The sequence below is a fragment of the Streptomyces sp. NPDC057438 genome (assembly GCF_042802995.1).
Taxonomy (GTDB): domain Bacteria; phylum Actinomycetota; class Actinomycetes; order Streptomycetales; family Streptomycetaceae; genus Streptomyces.
Window position 1 is genome coordinate 20,250 of sequence record NZ_JBHVDD010000091.1, and the last position, 18,554, is coordinate 38,803.

The 18,554-nt window shown below is 73.3% G+C and carries 15 protein-coding genes; 5 read left to right on the forward strand and 10 right to left on the reverse strand.

All coding sequences use genetic code 11. The annotated features are described in order from the left end of the window. Positions 1–430 precede the first annotated feature (430 nt). The 3 genes from ACFU5F_RS34800 to ACFU5F_RS34810 all read left to right on the forward strand — a co-directional run bounded on the left by ACFU5F_RS34800 (position 431) and on the right by ACFU5F_RS34810 (position 5,619). Positions 431–2,233 (forward strand): glycoside hydrolase family 15 protein, encoded by a 1,803-nt coding sequence (locus ACFU5F_RS34800; RefSeq protein WP_383896227.1) that lies wholly within the window; start codon positions 431–433, stop codon positions 2,231–2,233. A gap of 329 nt (positions 2,234–2,562) precedes the next feature. Next, on the forward strand, positions 2,563–3,945 hold the full coding sequence (locus ACFU5F_RS34805) for an FAD-binding oxidoreductase (protein WP_383896192.1): 1,383 nt from the start codon (positions 2,563–2,565) through the stop codon (positions 3,943–3,945). A gap of 21 nt (positions 3,946–3,966) precedes the next feature. Next, positions 3,967–5,619: a PucR family transcriptional regulator gene (locus ACFU5F_RS34810; RefSeq protein WP_383896195.1), complete on the forward strand. Its 1,653-nt coding sequence runs from the start codon at positions 3,967–3,969 to the stop codon at positions 5,617–5,619. A 21-nt stretch (positions 5,620–5,640) separates the two neighbouring features. Here the strand turns inward: ACFU5F_RS34810 and ACFU5F_RS34815 are convergent, their stop codons facing one another. The 5 genes from ACFU5F_RS34815 to ACFU5F_RS34835 form a co-directional block, all read right to left on the reverse strand. Then, positions 5,641–6,777 carry a glycosyltransferase family 4 protein gene (locus tag ACFU5F_RS34815; RefSeq protein ID WP_383896198.1) on the reverse strand — a complete coding sequence of 379 codons (1,137 nt, stop codon included), beginning with the start codon at positions 6,775–6,777 and terminating at the stop codon, positions 5,641–5,643. Between the two features lie 335 nt (positions 6,778–7,112). Continuing rightward, positions 7,113–8,855: a DNA repair protein RecN gene (recN, locus tag ACFU5F_RS34820; protein ID WP_383896202.1), complete on the reverse strand. Its 1,743-nt coding sequence runs from the start codon at positions 8,853–8,855 to the stop codon at positions 7,113–7,115. A gap of 173 nt (positions 8,856–9,028) precedes the next feature. Beyond that, on the reverse strand, positions 9,029–9,934 hold the full coding sequence (locus ACFU5F_RS34825) for an NAD kinase (RefSeq protein WP_319369527.1): 906 nt from the start codon (positions 9,932–9,934) through the stop codon (positions 9,029–9,031). Beyond that, positions 9,931–10,746, reverse strand: coding sequence for a TlyA family RNA methyltransferase (locus ACFU5F_RS34830; RefSeq protein WP_383896205.1), 816 nt, complete (start codon positions 10,744–10,746; stop codon positions 9,931–9,933). Before ACFU5F_RS34830 ends, ACFU5F_RS34825 begins: the two co-directional genes overlap by 4 nt. A gap of 7 nt (positions 10,747–10,753) precedes the next feature. Then, a complete protein-coding gene (locus ACFU5F_RS34835; protein WP_383896208.1) occupies positions 10,754–11,083 on the reverse strand; it encodes a hypothetical protein in 330 nt (109 codons plus the stop codon). A 42-nt stretch (positions 11,084–11,125) separates the two neighbouring features. Between ACFU5F_RS34835 and ACFU5F_RS34840 the strand changes: the two genes are divergently transcribed. Further along, positions 11,126–11,473: an SCP2 sterol-binding domain-containing protein gene (locus tag ACFU5F_RS34840; protein WP_383896211.1), complete on the forward strand. Its 348-nt coding sequence runs from the start codon at positions 11,126–11,128 to the stop codon at positions 11,471–11,473. Here ACFU5F_RS34840 and ACFU5F_RS34845 read toward each other — a convergent pair. The 4 genes from ACFU5F_RS34845 to ACFU5F_RS34860 all read right to left on the reverse strand — a co-directional run bounded on the left by ACFU5F_RS34845 (position 11,457) and on the right by ACFU5F_RS34860 (position 15,743). Then, positions 11,457–12,437 (reverse strand): ABC transporter ATP-binding protein, encoded by a 981-nt coding sequence (locus ACFU5F_RS34845; protein ID WP_383896214.1) that lies wholly within the window; start codon positions 12,435–12,437, stop codon positions 11,457–11,459. The two genes, ACFU5F_RS34840 and ACFU5F_RS34845, sit on opposite strands and share 17 nt — an antisense overlap. A gap of 29 nt (positions 12,438–12,466) precedes the next feature. Then, positions 12,467–13,516 carry a FecCD family ABC transporter permease gene (locus ACFU5F_RS34850; RefSeq protein WP_383896229.1) on the reverse strand — a complete coding sequence of 350 codons (1,050 nt, stop codon included), beginning with the start codon at positions 13,514–13,516 and terminating at the stop codon, positions 12,467–12,469. Between the two features lie 11 nt (positions 13,517–13,527). Continuing rightward, positions 13,528–14,571, reverse strand: coding sequence for a FecCD family ABC transporter permease (locus ACFU5F_RS34855; RefSeq protein ID WP_383896216.1), 1,044 nt, complete (start codon positions 14,569–14,571; stop codon positions 13,528–13,530). A 143-nt stretch (positions 14,572–14,714) separates the two neighbouring features. Then, the gene (locus ACFU5F_RS34860; RefSeq protein ID WP_383896219.1) at positions 14,715–15,743 is read right to left on the reverse strand and encodes an HAD hydrolase-like protein; all 1,029 of its coding nucleotides are present in this window, start codon (positions 15,741–15,743) and stop codon (positions 14,715–14,717) included. A 179-nt stretch (positions 15,744–15,922) separates the two neighbouring features. Here ACFU5F_RS34860 and ACFU5F_RS34865 point away from each other — a divergent pair, with 179 nt between their 5' ends. Next, positions 15,923–17,215, forward strand: a complete 1,293-nt coding sequence (locus tag ACFU5F_RS34865) for a DUF1015 family protein (protein WP_383896221.1) — start codon at positions 15,923–15,925, stop codon at positions 17,213–17,215. A gap of 87 nt (positions 17,216–17,302) precedes the next feature. Here ACFU5F_RS34865 and ACFU5F_RS34870 read toward each other — a convergent pair whose 3' ends face one another. After that, positions 17,303–18,190, reverse strand: a complete 888-nt coding sequence (locus ACFU5F_RS34870; protein ID WP_383896232.1) for a hypothetical protein — start codon at positions 18,188–18,190, stop codon at positions 17,303–17,305. Positions 18,191–18,554 lie beyond the last annotated feature (364 nt).

Below are 18,554 nucleotides of genomic sequence, written 5' to 3' on the forward strand. Positions count from 1 at the left end.
AGGGTATCAGCGACGGAACACGATCGCTTCCGGCCACGCTCCGCGCACGGGCCGACACGGACCTCGTACGACAGTCGGCGGATCTCCGCCGATCTTCACCATGGGCTCACCCGTTCGGCCCACTCGTGTTGCCGGGAGCGGCACGCGGAGCCCTCCGCTGCGTCGTATCCTCTTCGGACACTCGCTGCCGAGCGGCCGGCGCGACGGCACCACCCCGCCCGTCTCCGGCAATCATGAGAGCTCGTCAGTCGATTGAGCAACGACCGCCTCATTTGCGTTGAGGATCGTTGAGCGACATCGCACGAAACCGTCCCTCGGATCACTCTGGAAACATGGTTCCTTTGCCGATCCCATGGGTCCCTTGACCGCACACCGCACAGCGACCGCCCCTCCGGGGGGCGACGACGTGGCCGTTCGACTGGAGTTGCACGTGGCCGGGCGCATCGAAGACTACGCACTCATCGGAGACATGCAGACAGCGGCGCTGGTCTGCCGGGACGGCACGGTCGACTGGCTGTGCCTGCCCCGCTTCGACTCCCACGCCGTCTTCGCGGGACTGCTCGGCACCGAGGAACACGGATTCTGGAGACTGGGTCCCGCGCACGCCGCGGACGCCGAGCCGCCGACGGCCTCCCGCCGCCGGTACCGTGGCGACTCGCTGATCCTGGAATCCGAGTGGGACACCCCGCGCGGCACGGTCCGTGTGACGGACTTCATGCCGCCGCGTGACGGCGCCCCACAGCTGATCCGGATCGTGGAGGGCGTCAGCGGCCGGGTGCCGATGCGCTCGGCACTGCGGATGCGGTTCTCGTACGGCCGGGTGGTGCCCTGGGTGCACAAGCACGAGGGCCGCACGGTGGCCGTCGCCGGACCGGACTCGGTGTGGTTCGACACCGAGTGCGAGACGTACGGCAAGGCACTGACCACCTACGCCGACTTCACCGTGACGCCGGGCGACCGGATCGCCTTCACGGTCTCCTGGGAGCCCTCGCACAAGCAGCCCCCGGCGCTGCCGGAGCCCGAGCCCTCGCTGCGGGCCACGGAGGAGTTCTGGCGCGACTGGGTGGAGCAGTGCACGTACCACGGCCCGTACCGCGAGGCGGTGGTCCGCTCCCTGATCACGCTGAAGGCCCTGACGTACGCGCCCACCGGCGGCATCGTCGCCGCGCCGACCACATCGCTCCCGGAGCACATCGGCGGCGTCCGCAACTGGGACTACCGCTACACCTGGCTGCGGGACGCGGCCATCACCCTCTCCTCGCTGCTGCGCACCGGCTACCGCGACGAGGCCCGCGCCTGGCGCGAGTGGCTGCTGCGGGCCGTGGCCGGCGACCCGGAGAACCTGCAGATCATGTACGGCATCGCCGGTGAGCGGGAGTTGGGCGAGGCAGAGCTGGAGTGGCTGCCCGGGTACGAGAACTCGGGCCCGGTGCGGGTCGGCAACGGCGCCGCGCACCAGCTGCAGCTGGACGTGTACGGCGAGGTCACCGAGGCCCTGCACCTGGCCCACATGACGGGCCTGGCCCGCAACGACTACGCCTCCCTCCTCCAGCTGAAGCTGATCCGCTACCTGGAGGACCACTGGGACGAGCCGGACGAGGGCATCTGGGAGGTGCGCGGTCCGCGCCGCCACTTCGTGCACTCCAAGGTCATGGCGTGGGTCGCGGTGGACCGCACGATCAAGCTCATCGAGTCCGGTGACGCGGACGGCCCGCTGGAGAAGTGGCGCGAGCTGCGCGACGACATCCACCGGGACGTGTGCGAGAAGGGGTACGACAAGGAGCGCAACACCTTCACCCAGTCGTACGGCTCCAAGGAGCTGGACGCCTCGCTGCTCCTCATCCCCCAGATGGGGTTCCTGCCGCCGGACGACAAGCGGGTCATCGGCACCATCGAGGCGATCCAGCGCGAGCTGTCGACCTCGGACGGCTTCATCCTGCGCTACCCGACCTCCGGCGAGGACGAGGGCGTGGACGGGCTGCCGGGCGACGAGGGAGCGTTCCTCGCCTGCTCGTTCTGGATGGCCGACGACCTGGCGATGATCGGCCGCGTGGACGAGGCCCGCAAGCTGTTCGAGAAGCTGCTCTCCCTCCGCAACGACCTGGGGCTCCTCGCCGAGGAGTGGGACCCGGTCCTCAAGCGCCAGGTCGGCAACTTCCCGCAGGCCTTCAGCCACGTCCCCCTCATCGACACGGCCCTGCGGCTGACCGCCTCGGGGGCGTACGGCGGCTGACCGCCTCGGGGGCGTACGGCGGCTGACCGCCTCGGGGGCGTACGGCGGCTGACCGCCTCGGGGGCGTACGGCACGCCGTGCGCGCCCTTCGGTCCGGCGCGTACGGCGGCGGACCGGGGCGCGTGGCGGCGGACGCGTGCGCGGGCGGGCGCGTACGGCAACCGCTCGCGCTCGCCGGTACGGGTTGCTCGCGCGACCTCGCCCGCGCGACCTCGCCTGCACATCCTTGCTCGCGCCTCCTTGCCCCGCGCCTGCGAACAGGCCCGATCCGGCGCCCCCGCCTAGCCTGGAAGAAGCCCTGTCCCCCCACCGAAAGGGGGCGGCTCACCATGGCTCCCCTCGGGAAGGCGCGCGCGGCTCTCACCGCGCTGCGCGAGGACCTGACCGGCGACGTGTTCGCGCCGAAGGATCCGGGGTACGACGAGGCCCGTACCGTCTTCAACGCCATGATCGACCGGCGTCCGGCCGTGATCGCGCAGTGCGCGGACGAGACCGACGTCGTCCGTTCCGTGCGCTTCGCCCGTGACCTGGACCTGCGTATCGCGGTGCGCGGCGGCGGTCACAGCGTGGCCGGAATGGCTCTCAACGACAACGGGCTCGTCATCGACCTGCGGCGGATGCACGCCGTCACCGTCGACCCCGGCTCCATGAGCGCCCGGGTCGAGGGCGGCGCCACCATGAGTCATCTCGACCGCGCCACCGAGCCCCACCACCTGGCGACCACGGGCGGCCGGGCGTCGACCACGGGTGTCGGGGGTTTCGTCCTCGGCGGCGGCAGCGGCTGGCTGGACCGCACCTTCGGGCTCGCCGTCGACAACCTGCTCGGCGTCGACCTGGTGACCGCCGACGGTCAGGCGGTCCACGCGAGCGCCGAGGAGAACCCGGACCTGTTCTGGGCGCTGCACGGCGGCGGCGGGAACTTCGGTGTGGCCACCGCGCTCACGCTCCGGCTGCACGACCTGCCCGCGTTCGCCATCGCCCTCCTCCTCTACCGCCCGGAACACGGCCCCGAGGTGATCCGCGTGTACCGCGAGGTCATCGAGACGGGACCCCGGGAGGCGAGCGGCGGCGTCCTGTACTTCACCGGCCCGCCCGAGGAGTTCGTGCCCGGGCACCTGGTGGGCGAGCTGGTCTGCGGCGTCCTGCTGACGTACGCGGGCACCGAGGACGACATGCGCAAGACCGCCCAGCCGCTGCTGGCGATGGCACACGAGGCAGAGATCGTCGGCGCGATGCCGTACGCGGACGTGCAGTGCATGATCGACGATCCGCCGGGCATGCGGAACTACTGGTCGGCGGAGCATCTCACCGGTCTGCCGGACCCGTTGGTGGACGTCTTCGCCACCCGTGCCTGGACGATGCCCGTGCCCACCGGCACCCAGCACGTGCTCTTCCCGATGGGCGGCGCGATCGCCGACGGCCCCGCCCAGTACCCCGTGCCGTACCGGAACGCCCCCTGGGTCGTGCATCCCTTCGGCGTCTGGTCGGACCCGGCGGACGACGAGCGGTGCGTGCGATGGGTGCGGGACGTCCGCGCCGACGTACGGCCGTGGAGCACCGGCGCGGTCTACCTCAACTTCGTCGGCGACGAGGGCGCCGACCGTGTGGTGGCCGGCGTCGGCGTCGACAACCACCGGCGGCTGACCGCGGTGAAGGCCCGGTTCGACCCCGACAACGTCTTCCGCTTCAACCACAACATCCCGCCGGCCTGACGACCGGGTACCGTCCGCTCCATGGACACCCGTGACAGTCGCGCACCAGGTGACGGCCGCGAGGCGCAGGGCGGTATCACCGTACGGCGGGCCCTGGAGCTGCCCGGCCTGCGCGGCGGGCTGCCGGAGGTCCTCGCCGGCGCCGATCGGCTGCACCGGACCGTGCGCTGGGTGCACGCGGGCGAGGTCCCGAACATCGCCTCGCTCCTCAAGGGCGGCGAACTGCTGCTGACCACCGGATACGGGCTCGGCACCCGCCCCGCCGACCAGCGCGCGTTCGTGCGGACCCTCGCCGAGCGCGGCATCTCGGCCCTGGTCGTCGAACTGGGCCCGCGCTTCGCCCGGTTGCCGGCGGCCCTCGTCGAGACGGCGCGCTCGGCCGGTCTCCCCCTCGTCCAGCTGCACCGCGAGGTGGCGTTCGTGACGGTCACCGAGGAGATCCACACCGAGATCGTCAACGGCCACTACGCGCTCCTGCAGCAGGCCGAGGAGGTGCACCGCCGGTGCACCGAGGCCCTGCTCGGCGGTGGCGGGATCCCCCAGGTCCTCGACATCCTGGCCGGCTTCAGCGGCAACCCGGTGTTCCTGGAGACCGCCGACGGACAGCTCCTGTACGCCGCCGGGGCGGGCCCGGCGGACACCGATCCGCTCCAGGTGTGGGAGGGGGTGCGCGACCGGCACCAGGACGCGCCGCCGGCCGGGACGACCCTCGTCGACGTACCGGGCGGCGGTCCGGGCACGGGCTCGGTCCGGGCCCGTCTGGTCCTCCTGCCCGTCGTCGGCCCCCTGACCCCCGTGCACCGGATGGCCGCCGAGCGTGCGGCCGGCGTCCTCGCCGTCGTCCTGATGCAGGCCCGGCAGGAGGAGGAGCTGGCGGCGCGCGGACGGGGCGACTTCCTCACCGACCTCGCCGAGGGCCGTGTCCGCGCCGAGGACGCGCCCGCGCAGGCCCGCGTCCTCGGCTTCCGGCCGGGTGCCGGCCCGCTGCTCCCCGTCGTCATGAAGCTCGCCGACGGTCTCGCGCCCGACGGGGGCGGCTGGGCCGTCCTCGCCCGTGCGGTGGCCGAGGAGCTGGCCTCCGTGGGCGCGCCCGTCCTGCTCGGCGTACGCCCCGTGGAGGGCCGTGTCCCGCTGCTGCTGGGCCTGCGTGCGGAGGCGGAGCGCCCGGCGGTCGCCGACCGGGCCGCGGCGGCGCTGCGGGCCGGCGCGGAGCGGGCCGGGATGCGGCGGCCGGGCGGGCGTCCGCCCGTGGTGGTCGTGGGCGTGCCCGGCGGCTGGGCGGCCGCCTCGGCGGGCCTGCGGCACGCGGCGGAGACGGCGACGGCCGCGCAGGGCCTGGCCGACCGCCCCTGGTACGACGCCCGGCGCCTGGACATCGACCTGCTGCTATGGCGGTTGCGCGACCACCCCGACCTGGCCTCCTTCGTGGACCGCGCGATCGGCCCCCTGCGCGACCACGACGACCGTGCCAGGCCCCCGCTGCTGCCGACCCTGGAGACCTATCTGGCGCACGCCGGCCGGAAGGCGGAGACGGCCCGGGAACTGCACCTCAACCGTCAGACCCTCTACAACCGCCTCGCCCGCATCGGTGAACTGCTCGGCACCGACCTGGACGACCCCCAGGCGGTCCTGGCCTTGAGCCTGGCCCTGCGGGCGCGTCGGCACGTCTCCTGAGGCCGTGCCGGGCGGCGGGGGTCAGCCGAGGGGCCGCGGCCGGGTCAGCTCGTCGTAGACGCTGAGCACCTGGGCCACCGTCTCGTCCTCGGTCGGCCAGGTGGCGGCCTGCCGCGTACCCCGCTCCCGCAGCCGCGCGCAGCGGGCCGGGTCGTCGAGAAGACGGACGACGGCCCGGGCGAGCGCCCCGGCGTCGCCGTGGGGGACGAGTTCGGCGGCGTCGCCGACCAGGTCGGTCACCGCTCCGACGGCGGCCGCGACGAGCGGCACGCGCGCGTGGAGCGCCTCCTGGGCGAGGGCGGGGCGGGCCTCGGGGCCGCCGGGCAGCAGGGCGAGGTCGGCGGCCGCGATCAGCTCGGGGACGTCGTCGCGCCGCCCGGCCAGCCGTACGGGCAGTTCCTCCTGCGTGATGCGGCGCTGCAGCTCGCTCCGCAGCGGCCCCTCGCCCACGACGACGAGCAGCGGCGCCGGGTCGAGGCCGCGCCACTCGCGGGCGGCGTCGAGCAGGGTCTCGTACCCCCGGTGGCGGTCGAGCGCGCCGACGGCCATGAGCAACGGGCGGGCCGTGGCGCCCAGTTCGGCCCGGACCTTGCAGGCGGGCCGGTCCTGGTCCTCGCCGGCGTCGGCCGGGCGCGACGCGGGGAGGGCGACCGCGGCGAGGCGGGCGTCGCGCGCGCCCCGGCTGCGGGCCCGGTCGACCAGGTCGGAGGAGGTGCCGAGGACCACGGCGGCGGCCTTGGCGACCCGGCGCTCCAGCAGCCGCAGCAGATGCGCCCGCGCCCCCTCGGCGTACGAACGCGTGTGCCAGGTGACGACGAGCGGGGTGGTGCGCCGGCCGAGCGCGAGGGTGGCGCGGAAACCGGCGTGCAGGCCGTGCGCGTGCACCAGGTCGGCGTCCGCGCAGGCGTTGCGCAGACTGGCGACCGAGGCGGGGTCGCTGCTGCGGGGCACGTGGACGTGGTGGGCGCCGACGCCGGTGAAGTCGTACAGGCCGTCGGCGTCGCCGGGGGCGCACACGGTGACCCGCACGCCCCGGGCGACCAGCCCCGAGGCCAGCGACCGTACATGCGCACTGCTCACCGCGCTGCCACCGCCGAGCACTTGTACGGTTCGCAGCGGCGACTGGCCGTGCGGTGAGTGGCTGCTCACGTGGCTCACGTGGCCGGGGCTCCTGGCTCGGGGTCGGACGGTCACGAAGAGACGTACGGGGGATGCACCGATGGGGGTGAACCGTTCGAGGCCCTTCCGCACGGTCCACGCGGCACGTCCCGCTACGTCGCTCCTGTCCAAGGATGCCAGGCCGCAAGGGTGTTCCGGCACAACGGGACGCGGCGCGGAGCCGGAGCGCCGGGCAACCCCGGACCCAGGGTCACCCACACGAGTGAACTCCCGTACGAGGTTGCCCCTCCGCACGACTCCCGCCCCGCTCCTGCCCGTCGTGTCCACCGTCCTGTTCGCCGAGGGCCGACGAAGCGGCGGCCGGGAACCCGCTCCTACGCGTCCGCGCGGGCCGCCGCCAGCAGCTCCTCCGCGTGCGCCCGTGCCGTCTGGGAGTCCTCCAGGCCGGCGAGCATGCGCGACAGCTCCCGCACCCGCTCCTCGCCCTCCAGGACCTTCACCCCGGACCGGGTCACGGACCCGTCGTTCGTCTTCTCCACCAGCAGCTGCCGGTCGGCGAAGGCCGCCACCTGCGGCAGATGCGTGACGACCACGACCTGCGCCGACCGGGCGAGCTTGGCGAGGCGCCGGCCGATCTCGACGGCGGCCTTGCCGCCGACACCGGCGTCGACCTCGTCGAAGAGGTAGGTCGGCACGGGGTCGGTCCCCGCGAAGACGACCTCGACGGCCAGCATCACCCGCGACAGCTCACCGCCGGACGCACCCTTGGCGATGGGCCGCGGCGGCGCCCCCGGATGCGGGGCGAGCAGCAGTTCGACCTCGTCGACACCGGACGGCCCGTACGCGACCGTACGCCCGTCCACCTCGACGCCCTCGGGATCGTCGCTCTGCCGGATCTCGAACGACACGCGCGCGTGCGGCATGGCGAGCGAGGCCAGCTCCGCCGTCACGGCGCCGGCGAACCGCTCGGCGGCCTCCGTCCGCGCGTCGGTCAGGGCCTGCGCGAGCCCGCCCAGTTCGGCCCGCAGCGCGTCGCGCTCGGCGGTCAGCTCCTCGATCCGCTCGTCGTCTCCGTCGAGTTCGGTGAGCCGACGGGCGCCCTCCGCGGCCCACGCCAGCACGGCGGCGATGTCCTGCCCGTACTTCCGCGTCAGCGCGGTGAGCGCGGCCCGCCGCTCCTCCACGGCCGCCAGCCGCAGCGGGTCGGCGTCCAGGTCGTCGGCGTAGCCCGCCAGCTCCCCCGCCACATCGCCCAGGAGGATCCCGATCTCCCCGATGCGCTCGGCGAGCGCCGCGAGCGCCGGGTCGTGCGACCGCACGGCCTCCAGCGCCCGGTGCGCGCCCGCGACGAGCGTGGTGGCGTCCACGCCCTCCGGGTCCTCGGGGTTGCCCGCGAGCGCGGCGTGCGCGGCCGTGGCGGCGGACGCCAGCGCCTCCGCGTGCCCGAGCCGCTCGGCCTCCTCGGCCAGCTCCACGTCCTCACCGGCCCGCGGCTCGACCCCGGCGATCTCGTCGAGGCCGTAGCGCAGCATGTCGGCCTCCTGGGCCCGCTCGCGCGCCCGGGTGACGATCTCGTCGAGTTCACCGGCCACGGCCCGCAGCCGCCGGTAGGCCTCGCCGTACTTGGTCAGCGGCACGGCCACCGCGTCCCCGGCGTACCGGTCGAGCGCCGCCCGCTGCCGGGACTGCTTGAGCAGCCCCTGCTGGTCGGTCTGCCCGTGCACGGCGACCAGCTCGTCGGCCAGCTCGGCGAGCACGCCCACGGGAACGGACCGTCCGCCCAGGTGCGCCCGCGAGCGTCCCTCGGCGGAGACGGTACGGCTGATCAGCAGCGCCCCGTCGTCGAGTTCGGCCCCGGCCTCCTCGGCCCGGACGGCCGCGGCCGCGCCCTCGGGCACGGCGATCCGGCCCTCCACGACGGCGTTCTTCGCACCGATCCGCACGAGCGCCGGGTCCGCCCGCCCGCCGAGCAGCAGGCCGAGGCTGGTGACCACCATGGTCTTGCCCGCGCCCGTCTCACCCGTCACGGCGGTGAAGCCGGGTGACAACTCGACGACAGCGTCGTCGATGACTCCGAGCGACCGTATCCGCATCTCCTCCAACACGGACACGACCATACGAGGTCCGGGGAGGGAAGTGCGACGCCCCCCGTCCCCAATGTCACCCCGCCGAGCTACAGCGCGCCCCCGCAGGGGCGCGGAACCGTGTCGATGTGCGGCTCCGCCGCGTGGGCGCGAGCAACCACGACGAACCCGCGGCCGTCGACGAGTCCCCGCCACCCGACGAGACGCTAGTGCCGAGCCCCCCGCCACCCGGAAACGGGCAACGCGAACTTGGCCACCAGCCGGTCCGTGAACGACGCGTGGTGCAGCCGCGCCAGGCGCACCGGCACCGCCCCGCGCCGCACCTCGACGCGCGCCCCCGGCGGCAGCTCGACGGTCCGCCGCCCGTCGCACCACAGCACTCCCGGCGGAATGTGCGGCAGTACCTCCACCGCCAGCACCGAGTTCGGCGACGTCACCAACGGCTTGGCGAACAGCGCGTGTGCGCTGATCGGCACCATCAGCAGCGCCTCGACCTCGGGCCACACCACGGGCCCGCCCGCCGAGAACGCGTACGCCGTGGACCCGGTCGGCGTCGACAGGACGATCCCGTCACACCCGAACCCGGTCACCGGTCGGCCGTCGATCTCCAGGACGACTTCCAGCAGCTTCTCGGCGCCGGCCTTCTGCACGGCCGCCTCGTTGAGCGCCCAGTCCGTGTGGACGATGTCCCCGTTCTGATGAACGACGACATCGACGGTCATCCGCTCCTCGACCTCGTACGCCCTGGTCACCACCCGGTCGACGACCTTGTCCAGGTCGTCCCGCTCGGCCTCGGCGAGGAAGCCGACACTGCCGAGGTTGACGCCGAGCATCGGCACCCCGGAGGCACGGGCGAACTCGGCGCCGCGCAGCAGTGTGCCGTCACCGCCGAGGACGATGAGCAGCTCGCATCCGTCGAGGCACTGCGGGGTGGCCTCCTTGACGAGTTCCACCTCCTCCGGCACCGGGATGTCCTCGGCCTCGTGCTCCAACACTCGCACCGTGATGCCGTGGTGCAGCAGGCCCTTGACGACGAGTTCGGCACTGCGGATCGCCGCCGGCCGCCCGGTGTGGGTGAGCAGGAAAACGGTTCGCGATCGGTCCTGAGTCAACGCGGCCCCTCCGCCACTGCTCGGTCGACGTCGGCCGGGTCCAGCGCGGGAGCCCCGGCACGCAGCCACAGAAAGTACTCGACATTGCCCGAGGGTCCGGGCAGCGGACTCGCCGTCACACCCTTCACCCCGAGCCCCAACTCCCCCGCCCGCCGGGCCACTGCGCGCACCGCCTCGGCGCGCAGCTCCGGACTCCGTACGACTCCCCCACTGCCCAGCCGCTCCTTGCCCACCTCGAACTGCGGCTTGACCATCATCACCAGGTCGGCGTCCGGCTTCACGCACCGCACCAGCGCGGGCAGTACCAGGCCGAGCGGGATGAAGGACAGATCCCCCACGACTAGATCCACAGGCTCCCCATCGATCGCTTCGAGCGTCAACTCGCGTACGTTCGTACGGTCCTTGACGGTGACGCGTTCATCGCTCCGCAGAGTCCAGGCGAGTTGTCCGTATCCGACGTCCACCGCGACGACGTGCGCGGCTCCGGCGCGCAGCAGGACGTCGGTGAAGCCCCCGGTGGAGGCCCCGGCGTCCAGCGCCCGCCGCCCCTCGACCGCGAGCCCCTGCGGGACGAACACCTCCAGGGCGCCCGCGAGCTTGTGCCCGCCCCGCGACACGTACTCCGGGTCGCCGTCGTCGGCCGTGACCACGATCGCGGCGGCGGTCTCCACCTGCGTGGCGGACTTGGTCGCGACGGTCCTGCCGACGGTGACCCGCCCGGCGGCGATCAGCTGGCTCGCGTGCTCACGCGACCGCGCGAGCTTGCGCCGGACCAGCTCGGCGTCCAGACGGCGGCGTGCGACTCCTGCCACGGTGGGTTCAGCTCCTGCTCTCGTATGTCCGTGGGGGCCCCGGGGGTCCCGGGCGGGCGTCGAGCGCGGTGAGCGCGTCGCGCAGCCCCCGGTGCACATCCTCGTACACCTCCACGTGGCCGTCGGTCGCGAGGTGGTCGGCGTCGGCCAGCCGGTCCAGAACCTCGTCGACCTCGGGGTGGCCGGTGGGGGTGCGGGGCACGTTCAGCGGGGCCGGGCCGGCGGGTTCGTCACCGGGTTCGGCGTCCCGGGGCTCCGGCTGGGTCACGGACTCGCCGGTCTCCGCCGGAACCACTGCCTCCGCCCCGGCCTCGACCTCGGGCAAAGAGTCGCTCATAGCCAGACGCTACCGCGAAGCTCTGGGGTACCGTCGACCGCGATGGCAACGATTGAGGAGTGCCGCGCCGCACTCGAAAAGCTTTCGGACAACATGGCAGGCGCCCAGGGACACGCGGGCGAGGCGACGGCCCTCGACCGCTCGGTGAGCTGCCACGTCAAGGACCTCGACGTCACCTTCGTGGGCCGGATGCGCGACGGGCGCATCGAGGTGCACGACACCCTGCAGGGCCCGCCGGCCGAGAAGGCCCAGATCCGGCTCGCCATGACGGGCGACGACCTGGTGGCCCTCGTCGCCGGCGAGCTGAACTTCGCCAAGGCCTGGGGCTCGGGCCGGGTGAAGCTGGAGGCGGGCTTCCGGGACCTGCTCCAGCTCAGGAAGCTGCTGTAGCGGCCGCCTGGACGATCCGCCCGGCGCCGGCCCGTGCCCCGCGCGCCGCCGGCACCACCAGCGGTGTCCCCGTCTCCGGGTCGTCGATGACCTGGCAGCGCAGCCCGAACACCTCCTCGACCAGCTCGGCGGTGACGATCTCGGAGGGGGCGCCCTCGGCGATCACGGCTCCGCCGCGCAGGGCGATCAGGTGGGTGGCGTAGCGGGCGGCGTGGTTGAGGTCGTGCAGCACGGCGACCAGCGTGCGGCCCTGTTCCTCGTGGAGTTCGGCGCACAGGTCGAGCACGTCGATCTGGTGCTGGATGTCCAGGAAGGTGGTCGGCTCGTCGAGCAGCAGCAGCGGTGTCTGCTGGGCCAGCGCCATGGCGATCCAGACCCGCTGGCGCTGACCGCCGGACAGCTCGTCGACGTAGCGGTCGGCCAGCGCGGCGACGCCCGTCGACTCCATCGACTCGCGCACGATCCGCTCGTCCTCGGCGGACCACTGCCGCAGCAGCCCCTGGTGCGGGTACCGGCCCCGGCCGACCAGATCGCCGACGGTGATCCCGTCGGGCGCGATCGACGACTGAGGAAGCAGACCGAGCGTCCGGGCGACCTTCTTGGCGGGCATCGACTGGATGACCTGCCCGTCGAGCAGCACCCGCCCCTCGGACGGCTTCAGCATCCGCGACAGGGCCCGCAGCAGCGTGGACTTGCCGCAGGCGTTGGGGCCGACGATCACGGTGAACGAGTTGTCGGGTATCCGCACCGACAGCTGCTCGGCGATGACCCGCTGGTCGTAGGCGAGGGTGACGTTCTCGGCGGACAGGCGGTTCACGGTGCTCCTCTTGTCGTTCGCGTGCGCCGACGCGCGGTCGTTCGCGTGCGCCGACGCGCGGTCGTTCGCATGTGCCGGCGCACGGTCTTTCTCGTGCTCCGGCGCGCGGTGCATCGCGTGCTCAGGCGCGCGGTCGTTCTCGTTCATGTCCGCTCGGCCTTCGTGTGCACCCGGCTTCATACGCGGCCTGCCTTGCGCTCGGTGACCAGCAGCCACAGCAGATAGACACCGCCGAGCACACCGGTGACGACGCCGACGGGCAGCTGGTCGGCGCCGAAGGCCCGCTGGGAGGCCAGGTCGGCGACGATCAGCAGGGTCGCGCCCATGCACATCGCGGCCACCAGGTTCGGGCCGGGCGAGCGGGTCAGCCGCTTGGCGAGCTGGGGCGCGGTGAGGGCGACGAAGCTGACCGGGCCGGCGGCCGCGGTGGCCCCGGCGGTGAGCAGCACGGCCGACACCATCAGCAGCAGCCGTACGCGCTCGACACTCACCCCGAGCGCGTAGGACACGTCGTCGCCCATCTCCGTCATCCGCAGCCCGCGCGCGTTTCCGAGCACCAGCGGCACGAGGATCACGCACATGATCAGCAAGGGTCGGACCTGGTCCCAGTCACGGCCGTTGAGCGAGCCGGTCATCCAGACGACCGCACGGGCCGCGTCGACGAGGTCCGCCTTGGTGATCAGATAGCCGTTGACCGCCGTGACGATCGCGGAGACACCGATGCCGACCAGCACGAGGCGGTACCCGTGCACGCCCCGCTTCCACGCCAGCGCGTAGATCGCGAGGCCGGTGACCAGTCCGCCGGCGAGCGCGCCGAGGGCGACCTGGTTCGCACTGCCGGAGACCAGCACGATGACGACCAGCGCGCCGGCGGTGGCGCCCTGCGAGAGGCCCAGCACGTCCGGACTGCCGAGCGGATTGCGGGAGACGGACTGGAACAGTGCCCCGCCGAGCCCGAGCGAGGCGCCGACGAGGAGCCCGACCAGGACCCTCGGCAGCCGCAGTTCCTCGACGATGAACTCCTGGCCGGGGTCGCCGTTGCCGAGGAGCGTCCGCAGGACGTCGTCGGCCGGGATGGGGAAGTCGCCGGTCCCGATCAGGACCACACTCGCGGTGAGCGCCGCCACCAGCAGCAGCGCGACGACGACGCACGCCCGTACGTCCAGGCGGAGCGACAGCCCGCCCGGGGTGCGAACGGCCCGGTTTCGTGCGGCGGGCTTGCTCATGACCTGCGTCTTCACAGCTGCGCCGTCCTCCGCCGTCGTACGAGAAAGATGAAGACCGGCCCGCCGAGGATCGCGGTGACGATGCCGACCTGCAGCTCCGCGGGCCGTACCACCATGCGCCCGACGACATCGGCGCCGAGGAGCAGCACGGGGGACAGGACGGTCGCGTAGGGCAGGATCCAGCGCAGGTCGGGGCCGGTGAAGGAGCGCACGGCGTGCGGGACCATCAGCCCCACGAACACGATCGGCCCGCAGGCGGCGGTCGCGGCACCGCACAGCACGGTGGCGGCGGCCATGGAGAGCACCCGGGTGCGGTTGAGGTCGGCGCCGAGCGCGCGAGCGGTGTCGTCGCCCATGGCCATCGCGTTCAGCGGCCGGGCGAGCAGCAGCGCGACGACCGTGCCGACGGCCAGGAACGGGAGCACCTGCGTGATCGTCCCGTCGGTCGCCGAAGCCAGCGATCCGACCGTCCAGAACCGCATCCTGGAGAGCGCCGCGCCATCCATGATCATCACGGCCTGCAGATAGCCGTAGAGGGCGGCGCTGATGGCCGTGCCCGCGAGCGCGAGCCGCACGGGTGTGGCGCCGCGGCTGCCGCCGAGGAACCAGACCAGCGCCCCGACGGCGGCGGCGCCGGCGAACGCGAACCACACGTACCCGCTCAGCGAGGTGACGCCGAAGTAGGTGATGGCGGTGACAACGGCGGCGGACGCGCCCGCGTTGATACCGAGCAGTCCCGGGTCGGCGAGCGGATTGCGGGTGAGCGCCTGGAGGACGGCCCCCGCAAGCCCCAGCGCGGCGCCCGCGAGGAGTCCGAGCAGGGTGCGCGAGATCCGCTCCCCGACGACGGCGTCCCCGTACGTCCCCGTGTCCTCGAACAACCCGTGCCAGACCTGCCCGAAGGACAGCTCCTTCGCACCGATCGCGATACTCGCCAGGGCCACCACGACGAGGGTCAGCAGGGACACGAGGAGCCCGACGGCTCGTACCGCCCGGCGGCTGGGTGGCGCGGGGGCGGTCTCCGCGCTCGGTTCAGGAGGACTGTCGACCAACACCCGGTTAGGTTAGCCTATCCTCCCTTTTCGGCTCGATCGCGTCCGCGAACACCGCCCGGGCGCCGGGGTCGTACGCTGAGTGCCCCTCACACGGCGGCCGAATCCCGCGGCCTTTGAGGCACTGCGACACCGGCACCCGGCACTCACAGCCCCAGCCGGGCCAGCGCCTTCCCCCCGTCCAGCTCGCACGAGCCCTCCCCGGCAGCCGTCCAGGCCGCCGCGCACAGCGCCCGCAGCCCGTCCAGGGCCTCGCCCTCACCGTCCAGTTCCAGCCGCTCCGCACCGGCCGTCGCCGTCCAGCCACCGCAGCGGAAGCCCGCGCCCGCCTCGACGACCTCCGGCTGCCCGGTGAGCATGCCCCGCAGATCGGCGTCGACATACGTGGGCCGGTGCTGCGGGGGCGCGGCCAGCAGTTGGGCGCCGTCGGTCACGCCGGTCAGCACGAGAAGCGAGTCGACCTCGCCGTTGAACGCGCCCTCGATGTCCGTGTCCAGCCGGTCCCCGATCACCAACGGCCGCTCGGCGCCCGTCCGCAGGATCGTCTCCCGGTGCATCGGCGGCAGCGGCTTGCCCGCCACCTGCGGCTCGGCCCCGGTCGCGATCCGCACGACCTGCACGGCCGCCCCGTTGCCGGGCGCGATGCCCCGGGCACTCGGAATCGTCAGGTCGGTGTTGGACGCGTACCACGGCACCCCGCGCGCGATGGCGTAGCTGGCCTCCGCGAACCGCCCCCAGGGCAGGTCGGGCCCGCCGAACCCCTGCACCACGGCCGCCGGATCGTCGTCCGCCGACTCGACCGGTTCCAGACCCCGCTCGCGCAGGGCCACCCGCAGTCCCTCGCCGCCGATGACCAGCACCCGCGCACCGGCGGGCAGTTGCTCGCTGATCAGCCGCGCGACGGCCTGCGCCGAGGTGATGACATCACCCGCCACGGTCGGTATCCCGAGCGCGGTGAGATGCGCGGCCACGGTGTCGGGGGTCCGCAGCGCGTTGTTGGTGACGTACGCGAGATGCATTCCGCCCGCACGCGCCGTGCCCAGGGACTCCACGGCGTACGCGATCGCACTGCCGCCCGCGTACACCACCCCGTCGAGATCGAGCAGCGCCGTGTCGTACGCCTCGCTCAGGGCCCGCCCACTGCCGTCGGGCCGTGTCCTGACTGTCCGGCTCATCGCACTCCGCTCCTCGCTCGGTCCACCGGCCGGCCGGCCACCCGTGGGTGGCCGGCCATCGCCCGGCGGCCCTCCGGGATTGTCCCGGTGACGCCCGGCGGTCCCCCGGTGGGTCAACAATCGGTTAGGTCACTTTCCCCGATCATCCCTCACGGCACCGACACCCCTACGATGCATCAATGAACTACGCAGGTCCCGCGGAGGAGACCCCGGCGCGCAGCGGCCTGGAACTGACCCCGTTCCGGGGGCTTCGCTACGACCCCGACCGGGTCGGCAGCCTGGCCGCCGTGACATCACCGCCGTACGACGTCGTCGTACGGCCGGACGGTCTGCTCCATCTCGAATCCGCCGATCCGCACAACATCGTCCGCCTGATACTCCCCCAGGCCGGAACACCCGCAGCCCGCGACGAACAGGCCGCGGACACCCTGCGCCGCTGGCTCGCCGACGGCGTCCTCGCCCCCGACAGGGAGCCCGGCCTCTATGTCTACGAGCAGGCGGACGGCAGCATCCTCCAGCGCGGCCTCATAGGCGCCCTGCGCCTCTCGGAGGCGGACGCGGGAGTGGTCCTGCCGCACGAGGACGTCATCCCCCATGTGATCGCGGACCGCGCGGCCCTGATGCGCGCCACCTCCACCAACATGGAGCCCCTGCTGCTCACCTACCGGGGTGACGGCGCCGCGGCCGGAGCGGCGGCCGTGGTCGAACGCACGGCGGAACGAACTCCGCTCCTCGCCACGACCACGGAGGACGGCTTCAGCCACCGCCTGTGGGCGGTCACCGACCCCGCCGACCTCGCCGAGATCCAGTCGGACCTCGCCCACCACCAGGCCCTGATAGCCGACGGCCACCACCGCTGGGCGACCTACCTGCGGCTCCGCGCGGAACACCCGTCCCCCAGCCCCTGGGACTACGGCCTGGTCCTCCTCGTGGACACCGCCCGCTACCCCCTCCGTGTCCGCGCGATCCACCGCCTCCTCCACCGGCTCCCGCTCTCCGACGCGCTCGCCGCCCTGGACGGCCGGTTCCGCGTACGCCGACTGGACGTCCCGCTCGCCGAGGCGCTGGAGGCCCTGGCGGAGGCGGCCGCCGCCGGCAACGCCTTCCTCCTCGCGGGCGACGGCTCCTTCCACCTCGCCGACCGCCCGGACACAGACCTCCTCGCCCGTACGATCCCCGCCGACCGCCCGGCCGCTTGGCGCACCCTCGACGCGACGGTCCTGCACTCCACCCTCCTCGACCACGTCTGGCGCATCCCCGAGGACTCGCCGGCCCACGTCGCCTACATCCACGACACGGCCGCGACCGTCGAGAAGGCCGAACGCGACGGCGGCACGGCCGTCCTGATGCACCCGGTACGCGAGGAGGTCGTACGCGAGCTCGCCCGCCAGGGCGTCACCATGCCGCGCAAGTCCACGTCGTTCGGCCCGAAGCCGGCCTCGGGGCTGGTGCTGCGCACGCTGGACCTTTGAGGGGCCGGCCGGAGACCGGAGAACGGCATACGAAAGGGCGGGACCCCGTCGTACGAGGTCCCGCCCTTCCATGGTCCTGGCCGGACGTCAGTCCTTGTCGTCCTTGTCGTCGTTGTCGTCCTTCTCGCCCAGGTCGCTCTTGTCGTCCTGGACGTCGACGACGTCGCCGGACATGTCGTCCTTCACGTCCTCGTCGGTGACGTCGTCCTCGTCGCTGTCGCTGTCGCTGTTCAGATCGTCGTCCGGGGCGGAGACACTCTGTGCCGCCTCGTGGCTCTCGGGCCCGCCCTCTTCGTCACCGAGGGCGTCGACGAACTCGACACCGTCCATCTCCGCGAGCCGGTCCGACGCGTCCGTGCTGCCGTCCTTGTCGGCCTCGACGGCCTTGGCGAACCACTCCCGCGCCTCGCCCTCACGCCCGGCCTCGAGCAGCGCGTCGGCGTACGCGTACCGCAGGCGCGCGGTCCATGGCTGGACGGAGCTGGAGGCGAGCTCCGGGCTCTGCAGGGTCACGATGGCCGCGTCGAGCTGGTCCATGTCACGGCGCGCACCGGCCGCCACGAGCCGCATCTCGACCTGACCGGCCTTGTCCAGCTTGTGCACCTCGGGGGCCCCGGCCATGTCCAGCGCCTTCTCGGGCCGCCCGAGACCACGCTCGCAGTCGGCCATGACGGGCCACAGGTCGACGTTGCCGGTCATGCGCCGGGCGGCCCGGAACTCGGCGAGCGCCTCGCTGTACTTCTGGGTGGCGTACGCGGCGAAACCGGCCGCCTCACGCACGGCGGCGACACGCGACGCCAGCCGCAGTGCCACGCGGGAGTAGCCGTACGCGCCCTCGGGGTCCTCGTCGATGAGCCGCGCGACCATCACCAGGTTCTTGGCGACGTCGTCGGCGAGCGTCTTGGGCAGGCTCTGCAGTTCCTGCCGTACGTCCTTGTCGATCTCCTCGCCGGTGACGTCCTCCGGGATCGGCAGCCGCTTGATCGGCTCCCGGTCCCGGTCCCGCTCGTCACGGAACCGGCCGCCACCGCGCCGGTCGTCGCCGCCCCGCCGGTCGTCCCGGTCACGGAACCCGCCAGGACGGCCTCCACGATCGTCACGACGGGGACCGCCGCGCCGGTCGTCGCGGCCTCGGTCGTCGCGCCCGCGGAAGCCGCCGGTGCGCTCGCCGCCACGGTCGTCGTCACGACGGAAGCCGCCGGTGCGCTCGCCACCGCGGCTGTCGTCACGACGGAAGCCGCCGCTGCGCTCGCCACCGCGGCTGTCGTCACGACGGAAGCCGCCGCTGCGCTCGCCACCGCGGCTGTCGTCACGACGGAAGCCGCCGCTGCGCTCGCCA

What these genes read in the sequence shown, in the direction of transcription:
- ACFU5F_RS34845 (WP_383896214.1), bottom strand. Translation starts at nt 12,437, where the DNA reads ATGAACGAGAACGACCGCGCGCCTGAGCACGCGATGCACCGCGCGCCG.
- recN (WP_383896202.1), bottom strand. Translation starts at nt 8,855, where the DNA reads ATGGTCGTGTCCGTGTTGGAGGAGATGCGGATACGGTCGCTCGGAGTC.
- ACFU5F_RS34850 (WP_383896229.1), bottom strand. Translation starts at nt 13,516, where the DNA reads ATGAGCAAGCCCGCCGCACGAAACCGGGCCGTTCGCACCCCGGGCGGG.
- ACFU5F_RS34835 (WP_383896208.1), bottom strand. Translation starts at nt 11,083, where the DNA reads ATGAGCGACTCTTTGCCCGAGGTCGAGGCCGGGGCGGAGGCAGTGGTT.
- ACFU5F_RS34805 (WP_383896192.1), top strand. Translation starts at nt 2,563, where the DNA reads ATGGCTCCCCTCGGGAAGGCGCGCGCGGCTCTCACCGCGCTGCGCGAG.
- ACFU5F_RS34840 (WP_383896211.1), top strand. Translation starts at nt 11,126, where the DNA reads ATGGCAACGATTGAGGAGTGCCGCGCCGCACTCGAAAAGCTTTCGGAC.
- ACFU5F_RS34810 (WP_383896195.1), top strand. Translation starts at nt 3,967, where the DNA reads ATGGACACCCGTGACAGTCGCGCACCAGGTGACGGCCGCGAGGCGCAG.
- ACFU5F_RS34860 (WP_383896219.1), bottom strand. Translation starts at nt 15,743, where the DNA reads ATGAGCCGGACAGTCAGGACACGGCCCGACGGCAGTGGGCGGGCCCTG.
- ACFU5F_RS34865 (WP_383896221.1), top strand. Translation starts at nt 15,923, where the DNA reads ATGAACTACGCAGGTCCCGCGGAGGAGACCCCGGCGCGCAGCGGCCTG.